Genomic DNA, 18,573 nt, shown 5'->3' on the forward strand with positions numbered 1-18,573 from the left:
AGGGCCACGGCGCCCTGCCGCGCCGGCTCGCACCAACCGCGCCGGGCTCAGGCCGTCGCCGGCTGCTGCACGCGCAGAAAGCCCCCGGGCGGCGGCCCGCCCGCCGGCGCGGCCAGTTGCACCGTGCGCGCCGGCACGGCGAAGTCCACGCCCAGCGCTGCGAGTTCGCGCATCAGCGACAGGTTGATGCGCTGCTGCAGGTCCATGTACACGTTGTAGGCCGGGTCCAGCACGATGTAGACCACCTCGTACTGCAGCCCGTTCTCGACGAAGCCCTGCAGGTGCGCGCGGTCGAAGCGCGCCTGGTCTTCGGCCTCGATGATGCGGCGCACGGCCTGCGGCACCGCCTCGGCCTGCTCGGCCGTGGTTCCGTAGGGCACGCGAAACTGGAACACGATGCGCCGCTCCTGCAGGTAGCGGTAGTTGTTGATGGTCTGCTTGAGCAGGTCGGTGTTGCTCATCACCACCTGCTCGCCGCCCAGGCTGCGGATGCGCGTGGTCTTGAGGCCGATGCGCTGCACCGTGCCCGCGACGCCGCCCACCACGATGAAATCGCCTGCATCGAACGGCTTGTCCACCGCGATCGCCAGCGAGGCGAACAGATCGCCCAGGATGCTCTGCACCGCCAGCGCCACCGCGATGCCGCCCACCCCCAGGCTGGCCACGAACGCCGTGATGTTCACCCCCAGATTGGACAGCATGGCCAGCAGCACCGTGGCCCACAGCAGCGTGCGCAGCCCCCAGGACAGCAGCGTGGCCGACGCGCTGAACGGCGCCGCGTCGCCCGCGGCGGCCAGGCCGTGGTGCATGCGGTAGCGCGCGATCCCCAGGGCCACCGCGCGCGTGCCCCACAGCCCCACCTGCAGCGCCAGTGCCAGAAACCACAGCTGCCCCACGCGCGTGGCCCAGCGGCCCGGCAGATCGAGCATGCCCACGCCCACCAGCACGGCCGCCACGAACACCAGCAGCCGGCTGGTGCCGGCCAGCAGCTCGTACACCACGCCTGCCGTGCGGTGGCTGCCGCCCTGCGCTTCGGCCAGGCGCCGCGCACGCCGCACGGCCACGCCCAGCAGCAGCGACATGGCCAGGTACGCGCCCAGCGCGGCGGCCAGCGCCAGCGCAAGGCTGACCAGGGACAGGCCCCAGAGCGTTTCGGTCTGGAACCACGAGGTGAAGGATGGCGTGTTCATGGAGCTCCTTGAAAAGAAGGACCGGGCCGCGCGCGAGGCGCCGCCGGTGGCATGAAAGGAATGGGGCGGAAGGGGCCGGTGGCCCCTGCGGGCACGGCGGGACCGTGCGCAACGGCGCTGCGTGGCCGCGCCGGAAAGCACCCATCGTAAAAAACGCCGGGCCGGACCGGGGTAGGACCACGCCGCACCTGCCCTGCGGCGCGCCGGGCCCGGCGCTCAGAACATCTCCAACGCGGGATACAAGGCGCGGTGCGCCGCCAATGGCAGGGGCTTGCGTGCAGACGCGGCAACGCGGCAAACCGCCCGGAAAGGCCCTGGCCCCGCGGGTAGAAGAGCCATCCCCGAAAAAGCGGTGAACACTTTCCTTTCTAAGGTGCGGCCTTGGGCTCGAAGCGCACGACCAGCCCCTTGTCCGTCACCGTGATGCTGCTCGGCTGCATGCCCAGGCCATCCGGCACGGCCAGGTCCTGCGGCCGCAACTGGTGCAGCACCACCTCGCTCAGCGTCTGCTGGGCCAGCTGCGGGCCATAGATGTCGAGCATTTCCGCGGCCTGCGGCTGCAGCCCCTCCAGGCGCAGCGCGTTCACATGCAGCTGGTGCGCGCGGATCGTGCGGTCCGATGGCTCGTAGCGCAGCGCGAAGTCCACATCGAACGCGCCGGCGTAGCGGCGCTGCAGCAGCGGACCCGAGGCGGTCACGTCCATGTCGGCGTTCAGCCGGTTCTGCTGCGGTAGCAGCCGCAGCCGGGGCGCCTGCACATCCAGGTTCATCAGGCCGCCCAGCGCATAGCGGCGGGGGAACTTCTCGGCCACGGCGCCCTGCATCTGCTCGGCGGAGATCGTGTAGCTCTGCGCCCAGGCCTGGGGCGCCACGGCGCAGGCGGCCAGGGCGAGCGCGGCGCAGACGGCCCGGAAAACGCCACGGGGTGCTGTGGAGGGCTTGGAGTGCGCGGGGTGCGGAATCGAACGGAAAGCAACCATCGTGGCGGACACCCTCATGTGCAGAAAAGAAAAGACCAGCAACGGCAGTGACTGACCGTGGGCAGGCCGATCAGTTCCCGGCCGGCGGCGCAGGCGGGCGATGGCCAGCCCCATGGCCCCGGCCCGCACGTCAGCCCCACCAGCGTTGCCACCAGGGCGACTGCGGGGCGGTGACGGCCTCCGCAGCCCCGCCCAGCGGCGCCGGGGCGGACAGGGCCTGCAGCGCGCTTGCAGCCTGCGCGCCGGCATGCAGGCGAAGGGCCTGCACTGCATCGTGACAACGCCATGCGGCGCGCTCACGGGCCCGGGCCAGGTGCTCCGCGCAAAAATAGGCCAGACCGGGCGCCCGGCTTCCAGGCTCGGGCAGCGCGTGGTTGTCGTGGTCGGCAAACGCGACCCAGTCGCCATAGGCGCCCTCGGCCGCATCGTCCAGGGGCTGGCCGCAGATCGCGCAGGTGGCTGGGTTCATGGGTGAGGCTCCGGTGGTGTCATCGCCAAGGCACGGCAGGGCCGTGCGCGGGCTCGGCGGCGGCCCCCAAGGCGGCGCGCGCCTGGGAAGTCCGGCCATTTCGCCCGGTCAACGATTTTGCAGGGCAACCCCCGTGCGCGTGCGCCTGTTTTGTGAAGGTTTGTGAGCCCCGCCCCGCGCGCGCCCTTGCCGCTACCCGCCCGCCATGCGCAGCCGGCGCGCCGCATCCTCGGCCCGCGCATCGTCGATCTCGCGCATCACCGCCTGCAGGTCCACATCCGCATGGCGGCGCTCGTAGCGGCCGGTGAGCGGGGTCTCGTTCGTGAGCTGGCCACTCTGGTACAGGGTCCATATCTCGGGGCCGTACTCAGTGGCCCGCAACTCGGGCGCGAACTGGCCGAAGAAATCGCGCAGGTTGGCCACGTCGCGCAGCAGCATGCGCGGCGCATGGTTGTTGCCCGCCGCATCCACCGCCTGGGGCAGGTCGATGATGACCGGGCCCTCGGCGCCTTCGTCCGCACCGGCGCCAGGCAGGTGGGCGAGCAGGATGTTGAACTCGGACAAGTCCCCGTGCACCACGCCCGCGCACAGCATGCGCACCACCTCGGCGATCAGCGTGGCATGGTGCGCCCGGGCCTGCTCGGGCGTGAACGCCACGTCGTTCAGTCGCGGCGCCGCATCGCCGTGCGCGTCGGTCACCAGCTCCATGAGCAGCACGCCCTCGTGGAAGTTGAACGGCTGCGGCACGCGCACGCCGGCTGCCGCCAGGCGGTAGAGCGCATCGACCTCGGCGCTCTGCCACGCGGCCTCCTGCGCTTGCCGGCCGAACTTGCTGCCCTTGGCCATCGCACGGGCCGAGCGGGAGTTCTTGACCCGGCGGTTCTCGGTGTAGTCCACCGCCTGCCGGAAGCTGCGGTGCGTGGCCTCCTTGTAGATCTTGGCGCAGCGCGTTTCGTCGCCGCAGCGCACCACGTACACCATGGCTTCCTTGCCGCTCATGAGCTGGCGCACCACGGTGTCGATGAGGCCTTCCTCGATGAGGGACTGGAGTCTGGGGGGAGCTTTCATCGGGGCATTTTGCCCCCTGGCAAGACCGTCTATGCTTCTGCGCCGGGCGCATCCATGAAGCACTCTCCACGTCCATGCCAATGATCTTGAAGACAACCAATCCCCGGCGCCGGAAACGCGGCGTTCATGGCGTGGCGATGCTGGGCATCGCCTGGGCGCTGTGCGGAACGAACACGGCGCAGGCCGACGCGCCCACCGCCGCACAAGCTATCCACGCCATCGGCCACCCCTCTGCGATTCACATCCACAAGGGCGCCGCACACAGCATGCAAGGCGGGGATGCGAACTGCGAAAACCTTTCCATCGACACCCGCCGGGTGGCCTATTTTTGGCAGCATGCCGTCCGAAGCGCCCGGTACAACTACCTCCAGAGTCTGGACCAGGGCGACTGCCAGGCCGAAGCGCAACTGCAACTGACGAACCGGAAAAAAGGCCGGCTGTCGCTGGACAACGCGACGGGCTGGGGTGTGCTGCAAATTCACCAGACCACGTACTACCTCTACTGCGAGGCCTGTGAAGGGCTGATGGGCGCAGACTTCACCTTTCCTTCCGTCAAGTGAACAGGCCTCCAACCTCGGTGCATTAGCTGCACCGCAACGCGGGCCGTGTCAGCCCCCGGCACCGGCCCACACCGGATTGAGCAAACGCTCCAGCCGCTGGTGCGAAGCCTCCACGCGCTGCAATGCTGCATCGACCAGAGCAGGCGTCATCACGATGCGCTTGCCGTCGGCCTCGAACGGCTTGCCGCGCGAGATCGGCACCAGCGAGGCGCGAAACGCCTTGTCCTTGGCCAGCACGTCGTCGGGCGCCAGGTTGCGCGCCTTCAGCATGGCCAGCCGGTCCTTCAGGGCCGCCTCGTAGCGCGGATTCACCACGGGCTTGCGCTGCTTCATGCTGGCCTGGTAGCTCAGTGCTGTCGCGCGCTCGTACTCGATCGAATTGCGCATGGCCGCGGCCAGTCGGTCCTGCGCGGCCTCGGTGGCGGCGGCGTCGGAGGCGTCCACGCCCGCCCAGAAGTCGCGGTGCACCTGCTCGGTGAGCACGGCGTCTTCCTTGAACATGGACATCAGCAGCGCCTGCCGCTTGGCGCTCAGCTCGGCCGCCCAGGGTGCGCTGGACAGCAGGCAGGCGAGGACCAGCGCGAAGCCGGCGCGGAGCCATCGGTGGGACGGAAAATTCATGGCATGCCTTCGTGGTCGGGTTCGTTGGTTGAAGAAACAAGGGGAGACGCTGGACCCGGCAGAACGCCGGCCGGGCGGAGGCGTTCGGCCCGCCAGTATCGCCGTGGCGTGCCGCCCCCATGACACAGGGCCCGGCCGTCGCCGGCCGCTGCGGGTCGTAGCATCACGCCCATGCCCCACGACCTGCCCCTGGCCCTGACCCTTGCCGACATCGACTTCACCGCCCCAGCGCACGAGGTGGCACGCCGGCTCATCGGCGTGACGCTGCTGGTCGACGGCGTGGGCGGCCGCATCGTGGAAACCGAGGCCTACGACCAGACCGACCCGGCCTCGCACACCTTCGGTGGCCCCACGGCCCGCAACGCGGCCATGTTCGGCCCGCCGGGCTGCGCCTACGTGTACCGCTCCTACGGCCTGCACTGGTGCGTCAACACCGTGTGCCGCGAAGCGGGCCATGGCGCAGGCGTGCTGCTGCGGGCCATCGAGCCCACCCACGGACTGGACACCCTGCGCGAACGGCGCGGCCTGCAGGACGCCCGGCTGCTATGCGCCGGCCCCGGACGGCTGGCGCAGGCGCTGGGCATCGACGCACGCCTGGACGGCGAGTCCCTGCACCTGCCGCCGTTCGCGCTGCTGCAGCCTTCGCCGGGCCACCCGGCGCCCGACGTGATCGCCGGGCCGCGCATCGGCATCTCCAAGGCGGTCGAAGTGCCCTGGCGGTTCGGGGAGAAGGGTTCGCGGTTTCTGAGCCGGCCGTTTGGACGAGACAACAGACACCTATCTGATCTGTAATCGCGCGAACCTCCACCAAACTTGGTTTGACGATTTTTCACACCGAGATTTCCTCTCGCAGATAGATTTCCCCGTCATGGAAGCGTTTGACGCCCGCCGGGAATTTTGGCGATCCGTCCAATTCGGGCCGATGGCTGGCAGCAGCTTCACAATCAGACAGCAACACACGATTGACGCATCGCAGATCATGGGGCGATCGGAATTTCATAAATCCTGCTATTGAAAAAGGGAGAAGAGATTGCTCAACTTAGACGCACAAGGGATGGTTGTTCACGCACGAGTCATAGCACGACGTTATTCACAGATTGAGCGGCAACCTTTCACTGAAATCGAGGGAATCATCGTTCATCAAACAGGTGCTGCCACGTCTGCAAGCGCTTTCAACAGCTACGGCAACGCCAATGCCAATGGCGCCCATTTCCTCATCGACAAAGATGGCGCCATTTATCAAACGGCATCCGTTAAAAAGCGCACCAATCATGTCGGCCCCTTGCTGGCGCGCTGCCTGGTTGAGTTCAAATGCCAACCTGCTGAATTCAAGCAGTCGAAGCAGTTTCCTCAGTCCAGCGTCCCCGACAGGATGCACAAGATAGAAATGCAGAAGTCGGTGCCAGTCCGCTACCCGTCCAATGTCGACAGCCTTGGCATAGAAATCGTGGGGCGCCCCTCCCTGCCTCCGGGGAAAAATCCACCAGGGAATGCAACGCCAAAGCAGCGCGAAATCTTCTTCAATCAAAACGCGGTTTATGAGCCCGTCAACAACGCTCAAAACGCTTCCTTGCAATGGCTGCTCGACGAGCTGGCCATGTCGCTCTCCATTCCAAAAACCGAGGTGTTCCGCCATCCCACCGTCAGCCGGAAAAACCCAACCGAAGCGAGCACGGCAGCATGGCAATGACAACGCCCCCTGAGATTGCCACGCTGGCAGGGCTGATGTTGGCCACACTGGCCCATTCGGCACCAACGAGCCAACAACCACAGCCTGTTGCGCCGCCAAAGGCAGAGTCCGCCGTATCGACGGCCGCCGCAGCCCCAGAGTTGGAGGAAGACCGCCGCCGAATGGAAGCCCGCGCCTACGTCATCGGCCCGTTGCGCCGCATCACGTTGTCCAGTGCGCGATTCTTCGATGCGGAAGGCAAGCCATGCACGGCCGATCCGCCGCCGGCCCGCGTCACTGAGCGGTATGTGCGCAACTTCCTGCGGCAGGCCATCCCCATCTCGCAGGTGGCGGTGATGAACTATTACGGATCCTTCGGCGAATGCACCAGCGATCCCGTGGACGTGCAATTCAAGGACGGCCGGCAGGTGCGCCTTTCGTTCGCGGCCGACAGCGGCGTGGGCTATCTGTCGCCGGTGGTCAAGGGCCGGGAGGAAGACGTTTACTTCTACTACTGCGAGGTTTGCAAGCGGTGAAATGAAGGAGGCAGGAGCGCGCCGCCAAGCCGCCGCGCCCTCATCCGTCTTGCTGCGCGGCTCCCTGCGCCGCAGCGCCCGGCGCCGGCGTCCGAAGGGCCCGCAACCGGCGGTGCGCCTCGCCGTCCATCTCCACCGGCAATTGGTGCTTGGCCTGCAGGTAGTGGTGGGTGAACACGTCGAGATAGGCCTCCAGTGTCTGCGCTGCGTACGACTCGCCCGCCAGTTCAAGGCAGATCGCCGCCACCTCGGAGGTGCAGAAATGGTCGTCGCGCTGGGAGCGGCGCAGCCGGTAGCGCGACAGCTGCTCGGGCTGCAGGCTGAGCACCGGCAGGTGGTTCAGGTAGGGGCTCTTCCTGAACATCTTGCGCGCCTCGGTCCAGGTGGCATCCAGCAGCACGAACAGCGGGCGCAGGGGCGGCGGCGTCATGCCCTGCGCTGGAACCTCTGTGGGCTCCACCCGGGTCACCACCCGCGAAGGCTCTGCGAACTCGCCAGGAAACACCACATATGGCTGCCACTGCGGGTCGCGCAGCAGCGCCAGCAGGGCCGGGTCCACCACCGTGCGCGCCCAGCCGAAGGCGAAGGTGTCCGGCACGACGTCGGCGATCAGCCAGCCCGTGTTGCTCGGCTTGAGCGGCTCGATGTCGGCCATCAGCAGGCACATGCCGGCCTGGGTGGCGACCTGGGGCCGCACGGCGCACAGGCAGTGGCTGGGCACCAGCCGGCAGCCGGGGCAGCGCTCGCCGCGCGGGCCGCCTCGGGCGAGGAACGGCTTGGAGCTGCGCGCCAGGCGCTCGGTGCGCAGGCGGGAGACGGCGTGGGGAACATCCCCATGTGGTTCAACGGGCATCGAAATCCAATGGCATCTGCTCTCCGGGCAACCAGGGTGGCAGCCGGCGCTTGAGCAATCTTTCAGCGCATCGGCAACTCAGCGCGGCCATTGTTTCGAAATACATCAAAACCAACATGAATGCACCCAAAACGAAGAGTCCGATCCGCTGTTCCAGCAGGGCCTTTCGGGCGAATTCCCGAAACTCCTGCTTTGGCAGCATTTCGCAGAGCAGGGCGACATCGCTCGCTGAAAAGCCCAATCGCTGGACTGCAGCAGCCTGCTCTTTGGCGCAATCTTTTGCTTTCAAAGTAGGCGCGTTCAGCAGCGGCCACACGGTCCGGATCTCAACCTCCGACGCCAGAAAGTGCTGACCACTCTCTTTCAGGGTCAGCCCCGCATAGGGGAGGGTGATCAACTGCCAAGAAATCGCAGCCACTACCAGCGACACCATGGCACAAATGCCCCACACGTTGCCCTTGATCCGTAGCAACCGCGGGCTCGCCTTGATGGTGCGCGTCTCCAGATCGAAGTACTGCCCGCACCGCCGCAGTATCTCCAGCCGGACATCGTGCGCGCGGCACCACGCCATCAGGGTGTGCGCCTCGGCCAGCGTGGTCACCGGCATGCCAACGAACACCCGGAATGCCGTCAGGTTGGTCTGCTCTTCCACATAGCTCTGCAAGGCCGGATCGGTGATGCCGCCCTTGCCGTGCACCAGTTGCCAGGTGCGCCGCCGCAGCAGGTGCCACGACTCGGAGCGCAAGATCACCCACCCAAACATCACGAGCAGGAGGAGCGGCAATGCCAACGGCAGCCACGCCACAATGCCTTTGGACAACTCGCCGATCCCTGCGTTTTCCATCACCTCTCCCTTCGCTTTTTATTGAATCTTCCAGGGTGCCGGCGCCCTACATCGCCAACCGCTCGACTTCCTCCACCGGCGCCCCGCTAACCGCCCACGTGCTCCAGCTCGAACAGCGGCACCTCGGCCTGGCGGCTCAGCCACAGGCCGCCGCCCAGCTCCAGCGCGCCCTCGCGCAGCCCGCGCCGGTACAGCGTGGCGGAGTGCCGGAAGATGCGCGCATCGGTCAGGTCTTCGTCGATGATGTCGCGCTCGTAGTCCTCTCGGGACACGGCCTCGACATACAGCGCGCCACGGCTCAACTGGCCCAGGTTGCGCAGGGCGGCCTTCAGATCGGGCGGGCTCAGGTAGGGCAGCACGCCCTGGCAGATGACCAGGTCGAACGGCTCGCTGGCCTGGTAGTCCACCACCGAGCCCTGCTGCCACCCGTAGCGCTCGCACAGGTAGGGGCTGAACTCCACGCCCTGGTAGCTGGCCGCGGGAAAGTGCTGCGCCACGATGCCCTTCCACAGCCCGATGCCGCAGCCCACGTCCAGCACGCGCTGCACCGGCACCCGCAGGTACTTGAGGTAGCTGCACACGAAAGTGCCCAGGCGCTCCATGTGCTGCGGGTCCACCACGCTGGTCTTCTTGTCGTAGTAGAAGCGCTGGTAGTACGCCTCGTCGAAGGTGCTTGCGCTGGCTGATTTCAAAGAGGCGGTCCTTGCAGGGAAGTGGAAAAGAAGGGAGGGGCTGGGGGGGGCGACGCCAAAACGGTGGCAGCGAGTATCCCGTATCGCCACGGCCACGCGCCCTCTGCATGCCCACCGCCGTGTGCGCCGCAGGACAGGCCGGCGCCGTCCGGCGTCGGCGATACGGCATGGCACGGCACTGCATCACCCGATTCGAATGGACGCGACACAATGGTCCGGCATGAGCGCAGCCCCCTCCTCCACGCCCCTTTCCGCACCACCCGGTCCCGCCCCGTCCGACCACTGGATCGCCACCGCGCACGGCCGCCTGTTCGCGCGGCGCTGGGCCGCCGGGCCCGCGCCCTGCCCCGACCCATCCGCGCCGCCGCCCATCGTCCTCTTCCACGACTCGCTGGGCTGCGTGGACCTGTGGCGCGAGTTTCCTGCGGTGCTGTGCCGCGCGACGGGCCGCGGGGTGATCGCGTACGACCGCCTGGGCTTCGGCCGCTCCGACGCGCGCACGGGCCTGCTGCCGCGGGACTTCGTGGAAGACGAGGCGCGCACCAGCCTGCCGGCGCTGCGCGCGCACTTCGGCGTGCAACGCTTCGTGGCGCTGGGGCACAGCGTGGGCGGCGGCATGGCGGCCCATTGCGCGGCAACGCGGGGCACGCCGGGTGACGGCCCCGGCGGCGCGGCGGGCAGCGACTGCGACGCGCTCATCACCATCGCCGCCCAGGCCTGCGTGGAAGAGCGCACGCTGCAGGGCATCCGCGAGGCGCGGGACCAGTTCAACCAACCCGGCGCCCTGGAGCGCCTGGCCCGCTACCACGGCGCCGACCAGGCGCGCTGGGTGCTGAGCGCGTGGGTGGACACCTGGCTGCACCCGGGTTTTGCCGATTGGTCGCTCGCCGAGGCCATGGCGCGCGTCACCTGCCCCGTGCTGGCCCTGCATGGGGACCGCGACGAATACGGCTCCACGGAACAGCCCGAGCGCATCGCCCGCTGGGCCGCCGGGCCGGCGCGTGTGGACATCCTGCCCGGCGTGGCGCACGTGCCCCACCGCGAACAGCCCGACGCGGTGGCCCAGCGGATCGCGGGGTTCCTGGCCGGCCTGCCCGCGGGCCCGGCGGACGGCACCGGCCATCCCCCGCAGCAACCGCCCTCAACGCCGGGCTGACGCCTGCCGCGCTGAAAACCGTCCCGACCGCAGCGAGCGCCTCACGCCTTGGGCGGCCGATGCAGTGCGCAGAGCTTGTTGCCGTCCGGATCGCGCAGATACGCCAGGTACAGCGCGCCGCTCGGGCCCTCGCGAAAGCCCGGCGGGTCTTCGCAGGTCGTGCCACCGTGGGCGACGCCCGCGTCGTGGAACGCCTGCGCCTGTTCCGGCGACTGCACGGTGAACCCGATGGTGCTGCCGTTGCCGTGGCAGGCCGGCTCGCCGTTGATGGGCGTGGAGATCGCGAACGTGCCCGTGGGGCTGCGGTAGAAATAGCGGTTCTTGTGGGCGGACCCGGGGGCGATGCCCAACGTGCCGAGCACCGCGTCGTAGAACCGCTTGGACACTTCCAGATCGCTCACACCCAACATCACATGACTGAACATGGCTTTTGTCTCCGTGGCACCCGTCGCCGGGCAAAAAAGGGATCGGACGATGGTAGCGGCCGCCTGCCCGCGTGCGGGTCGCCCGCGGGCGCTGCGCGCCGCCTTGGCGACATCCCGGAGGGGTTCGGGCCGGTGGGGGAAGACCCTCCGGGTCCGCGCTGATAAACCAAGCATCAAAATGGCCACCAGCACAATTGGCACTAGGGCATATTGCTATCAAAAACAGAGCATTACCTTGCAACCCCACGCCAGCCGCTGCCTCCAACCCAGTCCCATCTCACCTCATCCCCATCCACCCTGCCGCCCCTCCCGCCATGCCACCCACCCACTTCACCCCCGTCCCGCTCGACAAGGCCTACCGCCTGCTCAACCACGGCCCCACCGTGCTCGTCTCCGCCCACCACTCCGGCACCGACAACGTGATGGCCGCCGCATGGGCCTGCGCGCTGGACTTCAGCCCGCCGAAGGTCACCGTGGTGATCGACAAGGCCACGCGCACGCGCGAGCTGGTGGAAGCCAGCGGCCAGTTCGCGCTGCAGCTGCCCACCCAGGCCATGGCCGCGCTCACCGTGGGCGTGGGCACCGACAGCGCCAAGGCGCGGCCCGACAAGCTGCAGCACTACGGCGTGGAGTTGTTCCACGCGCCCGGCCACGCCACACCCCTGGTGCAGGGCTGCGCGGCTTGGCTGGTGTGCCGCGTGGTGCCGGAGCCGCACAACCAGCAGGCGTATGACCTGTTCATCGCCGAGGTGGTCGCCGCGTGGGCGGATGACCGCGTGTTTCGCGACGGGCACTGGCACTTTGACGAAGCGCCGGAAGGACTGCGCACGCTGCATTACGTGGCGGGTGGGCAGTTTTATGCGACGGGGGCGTCGGTGCGGGTGTGAGCGCGGGGTGGGAAGGCTGCTCTTTTGGCTTTGAAAAGGCCTGAAGATGCTGTGGTTCTTCGATAAATTTCCGAGCCCATCTATAGAAATGCGACTCTGGAGGCGAGCAATTGCGTTCAGCCAGCATCCCAAGCTATGCGGCGATTAGCCCATTGATTCACCGCACAATTTGCGGCGAATAAGACGCGCCCGTCGCGCGTCGGAAAATTTCATTTCCGCCAAACTGAGCGTCAAGGGATTATTTCTCGACGAGTTGAATCTGGACATAGGAGCGAGGCCGCCGATGGCGCTAGCCAGCCCATCTCCTAGTTCCACCGCCTGCTTGCACAATCTATCCAAGACCCTGCCCGCCACTAGTCACTGGAGACGGCGGGAAAAGTGGTTTTCTCGGTCTACAGGAGTCTCGTCAACGAGAACTGTGAGGTTTTTGGGAGGGCTCTGGTGCAACTGTCGCAACGCAATTGTGACTATCCGGCAAATCAGGAAGCCCCAACAGGCCTTTGACACATCAATCCCTCCAGGCCGATTTGATTCAAGACCACACCATCTGGAGCGTCGTGCTTGCGTTTACGGTCCGGCGCTCTTGTAATCTTCGCTCTTGCAACTGCCCGCTTCCACCTGTCAGGGCCCTTTTGATGAACTCTCCCAACAACGATTCACGCTTTGTGGCCGGTGACGGCCCTGTCAACCGGCGCACGGCGCTGCTGCAGGAGCGCCAAGCCCGCGCCACCGATGAGCCACAAGCCGACACCCAGTTGACCGAGCGGCTGCACAGAGCGCATGCCCGCACCCAATTGGGCACGACACTGGCTGAGTACTTTGCCACGCCACCACAGGCGCATGTGGCGCCATCGTCGCTGCATATCGCCTCCAGCGTGCTGGCAGCAGGCGGTGCAATCGTGGCATTGTTGGGCTTGATCCAATCAGCGGTACTGCCACTGGCGGGGGGCACGGGCGTCACCCTGCTGGGTGCCGTGGGCTGGTGGCGCACACGCCCCGCCCAACCCGCCAGTAGTTCCCCACCGGCGGCAGCGTTGTTTGATACGGAAGCCCTGCAAACCTTTGATCGCTGCCTGGAGGCCGCCGCGCCCGAGTTGGGCGAGAAAGCCACGCAGCGCATGCTGGAGATCAAGATGGCCTTCAAACGCATGGGCCACGAGCGCCCCACCCACGACGAGCACTTCACGGTGGAGGACCGCCTGTTTCTGCGCGAATGCTTGCGCCGCTACCTTCCCGACACCCTGCAGGCTTATCTTCGTGTGCCACCTGCGCAACGCAGCCAAACGTTGCACGATGGCCAGACTTCGGCCCACGACGGGTTGCTACAGCAACTGGCACTGTTGCAAACTGAAATTCAGGCCCGGGAAAACAAAATCGGCCGCAGTGCGGCCGAAGTGCTGACAAGGCAGCAGCGGTTTCTCGAATCCAAGAAATCGCGCTGAGAGCAGTGCCCGCCTATTCACTGGCAGACTGGCTGCACTATGGTTCAGGACGCGTCGCTTCCTTCACGGGCGCGCGCGGCGCGGCGCTCCAGCAGATCGGCTTCTTGCCCGTCGCGCACGGTCTTGGACAGCGTGAAGGTAGAGCTGACCAGGAACAGCCAACTCACCAGCATGTAATACCGCTGCCACTCCTCGATCTTCATGCGCCACAGGCCCCAGCCAGTCAGCAAAATAGCAGCCGCAAACGCCACCCACACGGTGATGATCCACTGCGACGTGTCCACAACTCCATCGCGGTTGTCGCGCTGAGTCTTGGCCACGGAAAAGGTGCTGAACAGACAGAAGAACATGCCGATGGCGAGAAAGGCACGGTCTAGCTCCTGGCCGGGAAGGTTGATCACGCCAATGGCAGTGCACAGCACCGACAGGGCAAAAGAGATTCGCACTTGCAGACGCCACGCGGTGGTGTCGCGTTGAACCATGTACCGGGATGCCATTTCAGTTTTCCTTCATCAAGTTAAAAGCCAAGGTACGCAGGATGACTAGCATGCTCACAGCTTCACGGGGCCGCTGAGCTCCGCAGAAGTGGCCTTCTTGACCTGCTCCATGCGCACCTTGTCGATGTATTGCCCGGCCCGCTGAATTTCGGACGCGATCATGGCGTTGTTCTGCCCCATGACCACAATGGCCTTGGAGCGGAAGTCGTCCATCGCATCCATGGCCTTGAAGGTCTGTTCGAACATTTCCTTGAGCTTGTCGATGCCAACCATGGGGCTTTGCGCAAACTGCGTAGTCTTGTCCACATGGCTATTGAGCTGGCGGCCGGTTTCGGCAATCAGGTTTTCGATGGTGCTGTTCACGCCCGTGAGCATGTCCATCACCTTGATCTGGTTTCCCGTGGCGCGGGCCACGGTTTGGGCCACGGCCAGGGCGCTCATGCCGGTGGTAGCAACGCGCGAGCAACCGTTCATCATCTCGCGCCCAGTCTTCTTGAGCACGTCCAGCGCCAGGTAGCCATTGGTGCAAACGGCCTGCTGGGTCAGCATGTCTTGCAGGTTCTGACGGGCGTAAAACAGCACCTCTTGCTCCAGTGCCTTGGCGCGTTGCGGTTCGCTGGCCTTGAGGGTATCCACCTTGGCCATGAGCCGCTCATCAAGCAACTGCGCAAAGTGCATGGCGCCAGTGAGCTTTTGCATGGCATCCCACAGCTTGGTCCGGGTGGCCTCGATCTCGACGACATCGCGCTGCATGTCGTCGCGTGCGGCGTAGAGTTGCTCCATGCTTTTTTGCAGCTGGCTGCCTGCGCCTTCAAAGCGGCGGAAGTAGTTCTGTAGCCGGTTGCCAAAGGGAATGAAGCCCAGCAACTTTTGCGGCTGGAACAGGTCGCCCTCTTTGCCAGGGTTCAGCGCATCGAGCTGGCGGCGCATGTCCTGGATGGCCCGAAAAGCGGTGCCGTCTTCCACGCCCACAAAATTGCGCTCCATGAAGCGCCCTTGCATCAGGCTGGCCGCCACCGAAATTTCTTCACGCCCCAGGGCAAAGGCGCTGTCGAGCTTGGCACGAAATCCTTCGCTCTGCACGTCCTCGGCCATAAGGCTGTCGACAAAACGACTTACCTGGTCCTCTACAGCGCGCGCTACTTCGGGGGCCAGGGGCACGGCCGTGCTGGCCACCTCGTTGCTGACGGGCTGCACCACCTCGGGTGGGGTTAGCTTAAAGGTGCTTGCAGCGGCGGCACCGGGCGCAGGCTGTGCGGTCTGAACGGGTGTCAGATTGGACATGCTTCTCCTCCATTTTTCGTGATTCTAAGAGTCATCCCTGTTGCCGACGGCAAGAAACAGCCTCTGCGTTCTAGCGAGCAAGGGGGAGGCCTACGGATGCTCTGCACGAATCGTTTAGGCTGGTGTTTCAGCCCGTCTGAAGTCCCGCGGACCACGTCTCTACAGAATTCAATGTTTCTCCAGTGAGTAGCAGCCGTCGCCAGCGGAGCGAAGCCAAGCCGACATGGATAACGCTCTCATCGGGTAAAGGCTGCACATTGCGACGACGGAGCGACTGTCCAACGAGCAATCGTGCAGTTCATGTTGATTGACCGGCTGAGGCGGTTGGCCCCATAACCTTCATTTCGGCGCGTCGTCCAGTTCTTCGTGGTCCACCGAGTCGATGAACAATTGGACAGCTGGGCTGTCCAACTGCATGTGACTGATCATGACCAGATCTAAGACGGGGCCGAGACGATCGACCGGACGGCTAACAAGGCCGGGCAATTGGGCATCCATCTCGAAGGACGGCACGATCGTGATCGCCAAACCCGTCGCCACATGCGACAGCACCGCCATGGCGCTGTTGGCACGCACCATCTTGACTGGCATCGTGCCAAGCAACCGCGCTAGCGGATGCGCATAAAGTAAATCCGACGCCTGTCCAGCGTAGGTCACGAAGGTTTGATGCGCCAACATACGAGGGTGTACGACGGCCTCGCTGGCCAACGGATGATCTGTGGCCATGAGTATCTGCCAATCCATGGGCCACGCGCGATGAACGATGAGCGGTTCCGGCAACGCCGGCGTGAGCCGCGCCGTGTAGCCCAGGTCAAGATCGCGCTGACGGATGGCTTCGTACTGGTCCACTGGGCCCATCTCGCGCAAGATGAGATCCACATCCGGATAGCGCATATGAAACGCCCTGATGTGCTGCTTCATCTGACCGGTCACCCCCTGACTGCCAGTGAACCCGATGCGGATCCGGCCAAGCTCTCCACGCAGGCGGCGCCTCACTTCGTCCCGTAACGATGTTGTCTGCTCTACGAGCGCACGTGCACCCAGCACAAGGGTACTTCCGGCATCCGTCAGGTCCACACGCCTCGTGGTTCGATGGAACAAGGGGCCGCCAAGTTCCTCCTCCAGCTGCCGGATCTGCATGCTCAAAGCAGACGGCACGATGTTCAGCCGCTCCGCGGCTTTGCCGAAATGGCCTTCCTCCGCCAGAGTAAGCACAGCGCGAAGTTGCCGCAGCTCCATGGTGATTGATCAATTAATTTGATGAATTGGTCATTTTATAACGTTTGTTTTGACTGAAGGTGGGTTACATACTCCGAGCCCTGGAAGGGACGCCATCGGCCGGTTAGGCGGGGCATCTAGCCGGATCGACGTTATCCATTTGCATTCAATCCCCTGTTATTTCACGCGGCTGTGGCGGCCGAGTTCAACCAAGAAGCTGGAGCACCAAGTGCGGATCAAGACAATTTCGGTAGCGATTCTGGCGGGCATCGCCGTAACGGCCTGCAATTCCCATGAGGATATGACCGTCAGCGAAGGCGTTGTGCTGCGCAACGCGTCAATTGTTAACACGACGGACGGTTCCGTCAGCACTGGACGCAACATCATCGTCAACGCCGGCCGGATTACGGCCATCACCGGTGATCGGGTTAATGTGACAGGCACGGCACAATCCGTCGATGCAAGCGGGAAGTTCGTCGTGCCTGGGTTCAATGACATGCACAGTCACGCCATGGGCGACGCAGATGAGGTACCCGCACCGTGGCCTTTGTTCATCGCTAATGGCATCACGGGCCTCCGCCAGATGAGCGGCGACGCCGCCACTATCGCCAAGGCGCGTCAGCTGAATCTGGACAGCGCTGCTCACAAGTTGGAGGCACCCGAGATCCTGCTCGTGCCCTCGGATATCTTCACTGGCCTTCAGGGTACGACGGCAGCGGCGGGCGCGGCGTTCGTTGACAAAAACGTGGCGGACGGCGCCGATTTCGTCAAGGTCGTGGGCGGTAATCGCGACGCGGTTCTGGGGGTCCTTGCGCAAGCGAAAGCGAAGGGCCGCCACGTCGCCGGCCACATGGTGCCTGCGTTGGCGACGACGGATGCTGTGCAAGCGGGCTGGTTCGCCATCGAACATTTGGGCGGCAATTTCGGCTTCATGCTCGACTGTTCGAGCGCCTCCTCGCCTATTCGACAGTCGCTGTTGGCCAGTCCGCCGTTTCAGCCGCCAGTCAGCTCACCCGCTGCTGCCGTCACCTATCTACTGAATCCTCGCGCGTTCGACGGAACGGCGCTTGCGCCGACGTTTCAAAAAATCCTCGACACGTATGACGAGGCCGCGTGTAAGTCGCTAGTCAACCAGTTCTCATCTGCCCGCACCTGGCACGTGCCAACGCTGATCCGCTTGCGCACCCAGAGCTTCGGGAACGACCCAGCCTACATGCAAAACCCCGATCTTCAATATACGGACAAGACGACGCGCGCGCTTTATCAGCAGACTGGGCAGCTGTTCGCAGCACAGGGCCCGGCAGTGGTTGCCACGATGGAAGCCTTCTACGGTCTGGAGGAAAAGCTGGTGAAGATGCTAGACGACTCCAACGTTCCCATGCTCGCCGGCACTGACAGTGGCAATCAGGTGCACGGCTTCTCACTGCACGATGAATTCCGGCTACTAGCTAAGGCCGGCCTGTCGCCGCTGAGAATCCTCCAGATGACGACGCTCAACGGTGCACGCTTTCTAGGCCGCGAATCCTCGATGGGATCGGTGGAGGTCGGCAAGGACGCCAACTTGGTGGTGCTCGATGCCAACCCGATCGCCGATGTCGCCAACCTCAGCAAGATCTCATCGGTGGTGCTGAAAGGACGGGTATTCTCATCTGCGGAGCTCGCGACGATGAAGGCGGAAGTCGCCGCCGCTTATGCTGCCCAGGCACCCAAAGCAGCGGCCGATTTGATCGACACGGGGCATCGCCACTGATTCAGGGGGTATCGCCTTAGGGAAGCTCTGCACAAAACACGCACGAACGTGCTGATGCCCTGAGCCAGTTGGAATGCGATGCGGCCAACCTGATTTATCTCAGCTCCGGTGCCTGTGGCACGAACCGGCGGCCTGAATGGCCGGTTTGGCGAACGCGGACGCACTCATGCCGATGCTCCCAGCAGTTTGCGCCGCACCATCCAGAGATTGGCCAGCGCAACAGCGTGTGCAACTGCGCGGTGTTCTTGGCCAGCCCTCGGTAGCGCACCTTGATGTGGCCGAACTGGCGCTTGATCACTCGGAACGGGTGTTCCACCCGCGCCCGAATGCTGGCCTTCACGCGCTCCAGTTTCCCGGTCAGGGCCTCGATCGGTTTGGCCGGGTCGAGCAGGCGACGTTTGCCGGGCCGCATGGCGATGTGCCAATTCACGT

20 protein-coding genes and 1 pseudogene are annotated in these 18,573 nt (G+C 65.1%); 8 read left to right on the forward strand and 13 right to left on the reverse strand.

The features are described 5' to 3' along the window. Positions 1 to 47 precede the first annotated feature (47 nt). From AVME950_RS23310 to AVME950_RS23325, 4 genes are all read right to left on the reverse strand, one after another. Positions 48 to 1,190 carry a mechanosensitive ion channel family protein gene (locus tag AVME950_RS23310; RefSeq protein ID WP_284431624.1) on the reverse strand — a complete coding sequence of 381 codons (1,143 nt, stop codon included), beginning with the start codon at positions 1,188 to 1,190 and terminating at the stop codon, positions 48 to 50. A 368-nt stretch (positions 1,191 to 1,558) separates the two neighbouring features. Then, a complete protein-coding gene (locus AVME950_RS23315) occupies positions 1,559 to 2,170 on the reverse strand; it encodes a DUF1439 domain-containing protein (RefSeq protein WP_284431625.1) in 612 nt (203 codons plus the stop codon). A 130-nt stretch (positions 2,171 to 2,300) separates the two neighbouring features. Continuing rightward, positions 2,301 to 2,639, reverse strand: coding sequence for a hypothetical protein (locus tag AVME950_RS23320; protein ID WP_284431626.1), 339 nt, complete (start codon positions 2,637 to 2,639; stop codon positions 2,301 to 2,303). A 192-nt stretch (positions 2,640 to 2,831) separates the two neighbouring features. Continuing rightward, positions 2,832 to 3,707 carry a PA4780 family RIO1-like protein kinase gene (locus tag AVME950_RS23325; RefSeq protein WP_272566665.1) on the reverse strand — a complete coding sequence of 292 codons (876 nt, stop codon included), beginning with the start codon at positions 3,705 to 3,707 and terminating at the stop codon, positions 2,832 to 2,834. Positions 3,708 to 3,844: 137 nt separating this feature from the next. Between AVME950_RS23325 and AVME950_RS23330 the strand changes: the two genes are divergently transcribed. Next, positions 3,845 to 4,267 (forward strand): hypothetical protein, encoded by a 423-nt coding sequence (locus tag AVME950_RS23330; protein ID WP_284431627.1) that lies wholly within the window; start codon positions 3,845 to 3,847, stop codon positions 4,265 to 4,267. Between the two features lie 48 nt (positions 4,268 to 4,315). Here the strand turns inward: AVME950_RS23330 and AVME950_RS23335 are convergent, their stop codons facing one another. Next, positions 4,316 to 4,888 carry a hypothetical protein gene (locus AVME950_RS23335; protein WP_284431628.1) on the reverse strand — a complete coding sequence of 191 codons (573 nt, stop codon included), beginning with the start codon at positions 4,886 to 4,888 and terminating at the stop codon, positions 4,316 to 4,318. A gap of 171 nt (positions 4,889 to 5,059) precedes the next feature. On the opposite strand from AVME950_RS23335, the gene AVME950_RS23340 reads away from it, so the two are divergent. From AVME950_RS23340 to AVME950_RS23350, 3 genes are all read left to right on the forward strand, one after another. Continuing rightward, positions 5,060 to 5,680: a DNA-3-methyladenine glycosylase gene (locus AVME950_RS23340; RefSeq protein WP_284431629.1), complete on the forward strand. Its 621-nt coding sequence runs from the start codon at positions 5,060 to 5,062 to the stop codon at positions 5,678 to 5,680. Between the two features lie 238 nt (positions 5,681 to 5,918). Continuing rightward, positions 5,919 to 6,578 (forward strand): peptidoglycan recognition protein family protein, encoded by a 660-nt coding sequence (locus AVME950_RS23345; RefSeq protein ID WP_284431630.1) that lies wholly within the window; start codon positions 5,919 to 5,921, stop codon positions 6,576 to 6,578. 161 nt (positions 6,579 to 6,739) lie between these two features. Further along, positions 6,740 to 7,093, forward strand: a complete 354-nt coding sequence (locus AVME950_RS23350; protein ID WP_284431631.1) for a hypothetical protein — start codon at positions 6,740 to 6,742, stop codon at positions 7,091 to 7,093. A 40-nt stretch (positions 7,094 to 7,133) separates the two neighbouring features. Here the strand turns inward: AVME950_RS23350 and AVME950_RS23355 are convergent, their stop codons facing one another. The 3 genes from AVME950_RS23355 to AVME950_RS23365 all read right to left on the reverse strand — a co-directional run bounded on the left by AVME950_RS23355 (position 7,134) and on the right by AVME950_RS23365 (position 9,482). Beyond that, complete coding sequence (locus AVME950_RS23355) at positions 7,134 to 7,946, reverse strand: tRNA-uridine aminocarboxypropyltransferase (protein ID WP_284431632.1); 813 nt, start codon at positions 7,944 to 7,946, stop codon at positions 7,134 to 7,136. Next, entirely contained in the window at positions 7,936 to 8,790 is an 855-nt protein-coding gene (locus tag AVME950_RS23360) for a DUF6216 family protein (RefSeq protein ID WP_284431633.1), read from the reverse strand. Before AVME950_RS23360 ends, AVME950_RS23355 begins: the two co-directional genes overlap by 11 nt. 86 nt (positions 8,791 to 8,876) lie before the next feature. Beyond that, positions 8,877 to 9,482: a class I SAM-dependent methyltransferase gene (locus tag AVME950_RS23365; RefSeq protein WP_272566652.1), complete on the reverse strand. Its 606-nt coding sequence runs from the start codon at positions 9,480 to 9,482 to the stop codon at positions 8,877 to 8,879. 220 nt (positions 9,483 to 9,702) lie between these two features. Between AVME950_RS23365 and AVME950_RS23370 the strand changes: the two genes are divergently transcribed. Then, on the forward strand, positions 9,703 to 10,638 hold the full coding sequence (locus tag AVME950_RS23370) for an alpha/beta fold hydrolase (protein ID WP_284431634.1): 936 nt from the start codon (positions 9,703 to 9,705) through the stop codon (positions 10,636 to 10,638). 41 nt (positions 10,639 to 10,679) lie between these two features. Here AVME950_RS23370 and AVME950_RS23375 read toward each other — a convergent pair whose 3' ends face one another. Further along, positions 10,680 to 11,063: a VOC family protein gene (locus AVME950_RS23375; RefSeq protein ID WP_272566650.1), complete on the reverse strand. Its 384-nt coding sequence runs from the start codon at positions 11,061 to 11,063 to the stop codon at positions 10,680 to 10,682. Between the two features lie 314 nt (positions 11,064 to 11,377). On the opposite strand from AVME950_RS23375, the gene AVME950_RS23380 reads away from it, so the two are divergent. Together AVME950_RS23380 and AVME950_RS23385 are read left to right on the forward strand one after the other, a co-directional pair. Next, complete coding sequence (locus AVME950_RS23380; protein WP_284431635.1) at positions 11,378 to 11,950, forward strand: flavin reductase family protein; 573 nt, start codon at positions 11,378 to 11,380, stop codon at positions 11,948 to 11,950. A gap of 635 nt (positions 11,951 to 12,585) precedes the next feature. After that, complete coding sequence (locus AVME950_RS23385) at positions 12,586 to 13,392, forward strand: hypothetical protein (RefSeq protein ID WP_284431636.1); 807 nt, start codon at positions 12,586 to 12,588, stop codon at positions 13,390 to 13,392. Between the two features lie 44 nt (positions 13,393 to 13,436). Here AVME950_RS23385 and AVME950_RS23390 read toward each other — a convergent pair whose 3' ends face one another. The 3 genes from AVME950_RS23390 to AVME950_RS23400 all read right to left on the reverse strand — a co-directional run bounded on the left by AVME950_RS23390 (position 13,437) and on the right by AVME950_RS23400 (position 16,412). Continuing rightward, on the reverse strand, positions 13,437 to 13,889 hold the full coding sequence (locus AVME950_RS23390; protein WP_284412606.1) for a YiaA/YiaB family inner membrane protein: 453 nt from the start codon (positions 13,887 to 13,889) through the stop codon (positions 13,437 to 13,439). A 54-nt stretch (positions 13,890 to 13,943) separates the two neighbouring features. Continuing rightward, a complete protein-coding gene (locus AVME950_RS23395; RefSeq protein WP_284431637.1) occupies positions 13,944 to 15,173 on the reverse strand; it encodes a toxic anion resistance protein in 1,230 nt (409 codons plus the stop codon). A gap of 339 nt (positions 15,174 to 15,512) precedes the next feature. After that, a complete protein-coding gene (locus tag AVME950_RS23400) occupies positions 15,513 to 16,412 on the reverse strand; it encodes a LysR family transcriptional regulator (RefSeq protein ID WP_284431638.1) in 900 nt (299 codons plus the stop codon). A 208-nt stretch (positions 16,413 to 16,620) separates the two neighbouring features. Between AVME950_RS23400 and AVME950_RS23405 the strand changes: the two genes are divergently transcribed. Continuing rightward, positions 16,621 to 18,141 carry an amidohydrolase family protein gene (locus AVME950_RS23405; RefSeq protein ID WP_284431639.1) on the forward strand — a complete coding sequence of 507 codons (1,521 nt, stop codon included), beginning with the start codon at positions 16,621 to 16,623 and terminating at the stop codon, positions 18,139 to 18,141. 164 nt (positions 18,142 to 18,305) lie between these two features. On the opposite strand, the pseudogene AVME950_RS23410 reads toward AVME950_RS23405, so the two are convergent. Next, positions 18,306 to 18,573: pseudogene (locus AVME950_RS23410) on the reverse strand (transposase); the annotation flags it as partial.

This window comes from Acidovorax sp. SUPP950 (assembly GCF_030158935.1).
In the GTDB taxonomy this organism is placed as follows: domain Bacteria; phylum Pseudomonadota; class Gammaproteobacteria; order Burkholderiales; family Burkholderiaceae_C; genus Paracidovorax.

Bases quoted from the DNA above. Each gene is read 5' to 3' on its own strand.
- AVME950_RS23310 (WP_284431624.1), bottom strand. From the start codon at position 1,190: ATGAACACGCCATCCTTCACCTCGTGGTTCCAGACCGAAACGCTCTGG.
- AVME950_RS23315 (WP_284431625.1), bottom strand. From the start codon at position 2,170: ATGGTTGCTTTCCGTTCGATTCCGCACCCCGCGCACTCCAAGCCCTCC.
- AVME950_RS23320 (WP_284431626.1), bottom strand. From the start codon at position 2,639: ATGAACCCAGCCACCTGCGCGATCTGCGGCCAGCCCCTGGACGATGCG.
- AVME950_RS23325 (WP_272566665.1), bottom strand. From the start codon at position 3,707: ATGAAAGCTCCCCCCAGACTCCAGTCCCTCATCGAGGAAGGCCTCATC.
- AVME950_RS23330 (WP_284431627.1), top strand. From the start codon at position 3,845: ATGCTGGGCATCGCCTGGGCGCTGTGCGGAACGAACACGGCGCAGGCC.
- AVME950_RS23335 (WP_284431628.1), bottom strand. From the start codon at position 4,888: ATGAATTTTCCGTCCCACCGATGGCTCCGCGCCGGCTTCGCGCTGGTC.
- AVME950_RS23340 (WP_284431629.1), top strand. From the start codon at position 5,060: ATGCCCCACGACCTGCCCCTGGCCCTGACCCTTGCCGACATCGACTTC.
- AVME950_RS23350 (WP_284431631.1), top strand. From the start codon at position 6,740: ATGGAAGCCCGCGCCTACGTCATCGGCCCGTTGCGCCGCATCACGTTG.
- AVME950_RS23355 (WP_284431632.1), bottom strand. From the start codon at position 7,946: ATGCCCGTTGAACCACATGGGGATGTTCCCCACGCCGTCTCCCGCCTG.
- AVME950_RS23360 (WP_284431633.1), bottom strand. From the start codon at position 8,790: ATGGAAAACGCAGGGATCGGCGAGTTGTCCAAAGGCATTGTGGCGTGG.
- AVME950_RS23370 (WP_284431634.1), top strand. From the start codon at position 9,703: ATGAGCGCAGCCCCCTCCTCCACGCCCCTTTCCGCACCACCCGGTCCC.
- AVME950_RS23375 (WP_272566650.1), bottom strand. From the start codon at position 11,063: ATGTTCAGTCATGTGATGTTGGGTGTGAGCGATCTGGAAGTGTCCAAG.
- AVME950_RS23380 (WP_284431635.1), top strand. From the start codon at position 11,378: ATGCCACCCACCCACTTCACCCCCGTCCCGCTCGACAAGGCCTACCGC.
- AVME950_RS23385 (WP_284431636.1), top strand. From the start codon at position 12,586: ATGAACTCTCCCAACAACGATTCACGCTTTGTGGCCGGTGACGGCCCT.
- AVME950_RS23390 (WP_284412606.1), bottom strand. From the start codon at position 13,889: ATGGCATCCCGGTACATGGTTCAACGCGACACCACCGCGTGGCGTCTG.
- AVME950_RS23395 (WP_284431637.1), bottom strand. From the start codon at position 15,173: ATGTCCAATCTGACACCCGTTCAGACCGCACAGCCTGCGCCCGGTGCC.
- AVME950_RS23400 (WP_284431638.1), bottom strand. From the start codon at position 16,412: ATGGAGCTGCGGCAACTTCGCGCTGTGCTTACTCTGGCGGAGGAAGGC.